Origin of the sequence: Streptomyces sp. NPDC058279, from assembly GCF_042881255.1 — a bacterium.
In the GTDB taxonomy this organism is placed as follows: domain Bacteria; phylum Actinomycetota; class Actinomycetes; order Streptomycetales; family Streptomycetaceae; genus Streptomyces.
In genome coordinates this window covers 124937-129964 of record NZ_JBHVYA010000016.1, presented here as the reverse complement: position 1 = coordinate 129964, position 5028 = coordinate 124937, and the positions used below count along the sequence as shown (strand labels likewise).

5 protein-coding genes are annotated in these 5028 nt (G+C 71.1%); 4 read left to right on the top strand and 1 reads right to left on the bottom strand.

Annotation, left to right across the window (positions count from 1 at the left end; all coding sequences use genetic code 11):
• Positions 1 to 97 precede the first annotated feature (97 nt).
• On the bottom strand, positions 98 to 1045 hold the full coding sequence (gene rfbA, locus ACFVXJ_RS25330) for a glucose-1-phosphate thymidylyltransferase RfbA (protein ID WP_389664981.1): 948 nt from the start codon (positions 1043 to 1045) through the stop codon (positions 98 to 100).
• A gap of 225 nt (positions 1046 to 1270) precedes the next feature.
• On the opposite strand from rfbA, the gene ACFVXJ_RS25325 reads away from it, so the two are divergent.
• The 4 genes from ACFVXJ_RS25325 to ACFVXJ_RS25310 all read left to right on the top strand — a co-directional run bounded on the left by ACFVXJ_RS25325 (position 1271) and on the right by ACFVXJ_RS25310 (position 4980).
• Entirely contained in the window at positions 1271 to 2401 is a 1131-nt protein-coding gene (locus ACFVXJ_RS25325; protein ID WP_389664979.1) for a hydrolase, read from the top strand.
• A gap of 81 nt (positions 2402 to 2482) precedes the next feature.
• Positions 2483 to 2953, top strand: coding sequence for a nuclear transport factor 2 family protein (locus ACFVXJ_RS25320; RefSeq protein ID WP_389664977.1), 471 nt, complete (start codon positions 2483 to 2485; stop codon positions 2951 to 2953).
• Between the two features lie 18 nt (positions 2954 to 2971).
• Positions 2972 to 4039, top strand: coding sequence for an LLM class flavin-dependent oxidoreductase (locus ACFVXJ_RS25315; protein ID WP_389664975.1), 1068 nt, complete (start codon positions 2972 to 2974; stop codon positions 4037 to 4039).
• Positions 4036 to 4980, top strand: a complete 945-nt coding sequence (locus tag ACFVXJ_RS25310; protein WP_389664973.1) for a 3-hydroxyacyl-CoA dehydrogenase NAD-binding domain-containing protein — start codon at positions 4036 to 4038, stop codon at positions 4978 to 4980. Before ACFVXJ_RS25315 ends, ACFVXJ_RS25310 begins: the two co-directional genes overlap by 4 nt.
• The last annotated feature ends 48 nt before the right edge of the window (positions 4981 to 5028 follow it).

Genomic DNA, 5028 nt, shown 5'->3' with positions numbered 1-5028 from the left:
TGGTGGGGGGTGGCGGGCTGCGGGGGCGCGGGGCGGGGGGCGGGGCGCGCCGCCCCCCCCCCCCCCCGCCGCTCGCGGAGCCTCTCGCGTTCCGCCCTCAGCCGGCCGCGCGCACGGGTTCCGGGTCCTGGCGGCGCAGTCCTATGGAGCCGCGCAGCTCGACCGGTCCCGCGTTCCGCAACAGGTCGGCGAGGTCCATGACATACCGTCCGTAGCCGGAGTTGCCGAGCCTCGCGCCGAGTCGGTGGCATTGCCGCGCGTCGATGAAACCCATCCGGAGGGCCACTTCCTCCACACAGGCGATCCGCAGGGCCTGGCGGTGCTCAAGCGCCTGGATGTAGGTACCGGCTTCGAGCAGCGAGTCGTGGGTGCCGGTGTCGAGCCAGGTGAACCCCCGGCCGAGGTCCACCAGGCTCGCCTGACCCCGGGCCAGGTACTCCAGGTTGACGTCGGTGATCTCCAGCTCGCCCCGGGGCGAGGGCCGCAGGCCGCGGGCGATCGAGACCACCTCGTTGTCGTAGAAGTACAGGCCGGTGATCGCCCGGTTGGAGCGCGGTTTCGCCGGCTTCTCCTCCAGTGAGATGAGCCGCCCCTGCGCGTCCGCCTCGCCGACGCCGTACCGTTCGGGGTCGCGCACCGGGTAGCCGAAGAGCAGGGCGCCTTCGCGGTGCGGCAGGTGTTGCTGCAGCAGGGCCGAGAATCCCGGGCCGTGGAAGATGTTGTCCCCGAGGACCAGCGCGACGGAATCGTCGCCGATGTGGTCGGCGCCGATGGTGAAGGCCTCCGCGAGCCCGCGCGGCTGCTCCTGCTCGGCGTAGGTGAGGTTGATGCCCAGACCGCTCCCGTCGCCCAGCACCGCGCGGAACTGCGGGAGGTCGCGGGGCGAGGAGATGACGAGGATGTCGCGGATACCGGCCAGCATCAGCACCGAAAGCGGGTAGTAGATCATCGGCTTGTCGTAGACGGGCAGCAGCTGCTTGGACACCCCCAGGGTGATGGGGTAGAGCCGGGTGCCGTTGCCCCCGGCCAGAATGATTCCCTTCACTGATCGTCACCTCGTGTCGTCGTGGGGCCACGGCCTCGACTGCCCGTGGCCCGTCGAGGCTGCACGTACTCGGTCGAGCTCGGGTCGAGAGGCACGTCAGGCCCGCGCGCGCCGACGAGCCGCGTTGAGCGGCCTTCCAGGCGTCCTGGATCAGCCGGCGGCAGGGTGCCCACGTTGCTTGTCCGCGTTGATGGACCGCACGACGTAACGAGGAAAGTGGTACTGATGCCAACCTGGCCGTCATCAGGCACGGAACTGCCCTCCAGGGCAGCGGACTTGGCCTGCCTCGCGGCCCGCCACGCGGAGCAGGCGGACATCGAGCGCGCGCTGACGCCCGCCGTGGCCGCCGGAATCGTGGAGGCCGGCTTCGCCCGCCACTTCGTCCCTTCGCGATGGGGAGGTGAGGACGGATCGGCCGAGGAACTGCTCCGGGCCGTCGCCGTCCTCGCGGAGGGCTGCACCTCTGCCGCCTGGTGTGCCTCCGTGATCGCGGGGGCCGGCCGCATGGGCGTCTTCCTCCCCGAGGAGGGTCAGGCGGAGCTGTGGGCCAAGGGCGCTGACACCGCCGTGGCCGGCGCGCTGATCCCGCGCGGCAGTGCGACCGGCGTGCGCGGCGGATGGCGGGTGACCGGTGAATGGAGCTTCACCAGCGCGGTCGGATTCTCCGACTGGGCCATGGTGTGCGCGATGGTGGCCCGGGACGGCGCACGCGAGCCGTGGTACTTCGCCCTTCCCCGGCAGGACTACTCGGTGGCCGACACCTGGAGCTCTCTGGGCATGCGCGGAACGGCCAGCAACACCCTGCTCGTCGACAACGTGTTCGTGCCGGCTCATCGCGGTTTCGCCCGTCAGGACCTGATCGAGGGACGCGCTGTCGGATCGGGATCGCCCTGCCACACCGCGCCGCTGCGGCTGGTGAGCGGGTTGCTGTTCGGCGCCCCCGCGCTCGGCGCCGCCCGCGCCGCGCTGCGGCTCTGGGCCGAGGAGTCGCGTACGGGTGCGGCCGGAGAGGAACTCTCCCTGTGTACCGCCGCCGCCCGTGCGGCGATCGCCGTCGACAGCGCCGGTCTGCTGCTGGAGCGGGCGGCGAGAGTGGCCGACGCCACGGCGGCGGTCCCGCTGGAGGCCGTGCGCAATCCGGCGGACTGCGCCTACGCGGTGGAACGGCTCGTCGAAGTGGTCGAACAGCTCCTTCGGGCGAGCGGCAGCTCCGCCCAGCTCGCCGGCCATCCGCTGCAGCGCGTCTGGCGCGATGTGCACAGCCTGGCCAGCCATGTCGCCCTGCGCTTCGACCCGGCGGCCGGCGCGTACGGTGCCCGGCTGCTGGCGCCGGGCGACGGGCTGTGCGGCTACTGAGGCGGGCCCGACGCGCCAAGCGCGACGAAGTGACGACGTACCGATGCCGGCAAGCCGGCGCACTCACGAAAGGCAGTTCGCATGAGCGACTCCACCCCAAGCACCCTGCGGTCAGCGGCTGACCCCTTCGTCTCCGCGGACGTGTACGCACTGGTGCAGCAGTTCTACTCCCGTCAGATGGGGCTCCTCGACGACGGCCGCCCCGACGACTGGGCGGAGACGTTCACCGAAGACGCCGTCTTCCAAGAGGCGAGCCGGCTGAACGAGCCGCTGCGCGGCCGCGACGCGATCCGGGAGTCCTCCCGGGCCCGCAAGAAGCGCCTGGAGGCCGATCGGATCGACTTCCGGCACTGGCTCGGGATGCTGGAGGTCCGCGAGGGCGAGGACGGCTCGCTGCACACCCGCGCCTACGCCCTGGCCATGCGCGTGCCGCGCGGCGGAGCCCTCGACATCTTCGCCAGCGTCGTGTGCAACGACCACCTGGTGAACGTGGACGGGGTGTGGCAGGTGCGGCACCGCGACCTCCACCACGACGGTTCCGTCCGAGACTGACCAGGCTGAGGAGCTTTCGTGAAATTCGGCATCGTTTTCTTCCCCACCGTCGGTCCCGCCGACAAACCGGCGCAGCAGTACTTCGACGAGGCGCTGCGGCTCGTGGACCTCGCCGAGGAGCTCGGCTTCGACCACGTGAAGATCGTGGAGCACTACTTCTTCTCGTACGGCGGCTACAGCCCGGACCCGGTGACCTTCCTGGCAGCAGCCGCGGGACGCACCCGGCGGGTCCGGCTGGGCACCAGTGCCACCATCCCCGCGTTCCAACACCCGGTGAAACTCGCCGGAAAGCTCGCCATGCTCGACAACATCTCCAACGGCCGCGTCGACGCCGCCTTCGGTCGCGCGTTCCTCCCGGACGAGTTCAAGGCCTTCGGCATCCCCATCGACGAGTCGAAGGACCGTTTCGTGGAGGGCGTCGATGCCATCAAGAAGCTGTGGACCGAGGAAGACGTCGTCTTCGACGGGCAGTTCCACCGGTTCGGGCCGGTCACGCTGCTGCCGCGGCCGGTCCAGGAGCCGCACCCCCCGGTGTTCGTGACGACGGCGCGCAGCGCCGAGTCCTGCGCCGAGGCGGGCCGCAACGGGCACAACCTCCAGACGGTGCCGAACGTGATGAGCACCGAGGAGCTCCAGAACCGGCTTGAGGTCTACCGTTCCGAGTGGGCGGCCTCCGGGCGCACCCCGGGCACCGAGCAGATCCACTTCAGCTATCCGTGCGTGGTGGCGGAGGACGGCGAGGAGGCCCGCGCCAAGGGCCGCCTCGACGACGACCGCAACTCGGCCGCCATCCGGGAGGCCGTCGCCTCCTGGGGCACCACCCGCTCGGAGGCCTACCCGGGCTACGAGAAGCTCGTGGAGGCCACGAAGACCTCCCACTTCGAGAGCAAGATGGAGCAGCGGAAGCTGCTCATCGGCGCTCCCGACCAGGTGCGGGCCCAGTTGGAGCAGATCTCCGACTGGTTCGGCGACGACATCACCATCAGCCTCGGCGTGCACTCGGGCCACCTGTCCTTCGAGGACGCGGCCACCACGATGCGGCTGATGGCCGAGCAGGTCATCCCGAAGCTGGGGGCACGCGCATGAGCGGATCCCGGCAGCGCACGGTCACGGTGATCGGGGCGGGCACGATCGGGCTGGGCTGGATCGCCCTGTTCCTGGGCCACGGGTTGAACGTACGGGTCAACAGCCGGCGTGCGGACGCGCCGCGGATCGTCGCGGAGGGGCTGGAACTCTTCGGCCCGTACTTGCCGGAGGGCAGCGCGGACCCGGCGACCTTCGGCGAACGGCTGACCTTCGAACCGGACCTGGAACGGGCGGTGGCCGACGCCGACGTCATAGTGGAGAACGCCCCGGAGAACCTGGAGCTCAAGCAGGAGCTGTACGAGCGGATCGGCAAGGCGGCCCCGGCCGCCGCGCTGCTGCTCTCCTCGACCTCCACGCTGAACCCGGACGACATGGGCGCCAGGATGGCCGACTCCAGCCGGTTGGTCGTGGGTCACCCCTTCAACCCGCCGCACGTGGTGCCGCTGGTGGAGGTCGTGGCCGGCGAGCGCACCACGCCCGAGGCGGTCGAGGAGGCCGTCGCCTTCTTCGAGTCGGTCAGCCGGGTCCCGGTGGTGCTCCACAAGCCGATCCTGGCGTTCGCCGCGAACCGGCTGCAGTCCGCGCTGCTGCGCGAGTCCGTGCACCTGGTACGCGAAGGCGTCGTGACGCTGGAGGAGCTCGACCGGGTCGTCACGCACTCCATCGGCCTGCGCTGGGCCACCGTGGGCCCGTTCCTCGCCTTCCACCTGGGCGGCGGCCAGGGCGGCCTGCGCAAGTGGCTGGGGACCCTGGGGTCCGGCCTGGAGCGGGGTTGGGAGCAGCTCGGCCGCCCCCCGATGGACGACGAGACCATCCGGTCGCTCATCGAGCAGGCCGAGCAGGCGTACGGCGCGAAGACCTACGAGGAGCACGTGCGCGAGCGCGACGCCAAGCAGACCGCGATCCTCCGATCGCTCGCGGAGGTCCGCGACCCGGCGTGATCCCCGCGGACGACGTGAGAGCGTCCCGGTACGGCCCGTGGGCCGTAC

What these genes read in the sequence shown, in the direction of transcription:
- ACFVXJ_RS25320 (WP_389664977.1), top strand. Translation starts at nt 2,483, where the DNA reads ATGAGCGACTCCACCCCAAGCACCCTGCGGTCAGCGGCTGACCCCTTC.
- ACFVXJ_RS25310 (WP_389664973.1), top strand. Translation starts at nt 4,036, where the DNA reads ATGAGCGGATCCCGGCAGCGCACGGTCACGGTGATCGGGGCGGGCACG.
- ACFVXJ_RS25325 (WP_389664979.1), top strand. Translation starts at nt 1,271, where the DNA reads ATGCCAACCTGGCCGTCATCAGGCACGGAACTGCCCTCCAGGGCAGCG.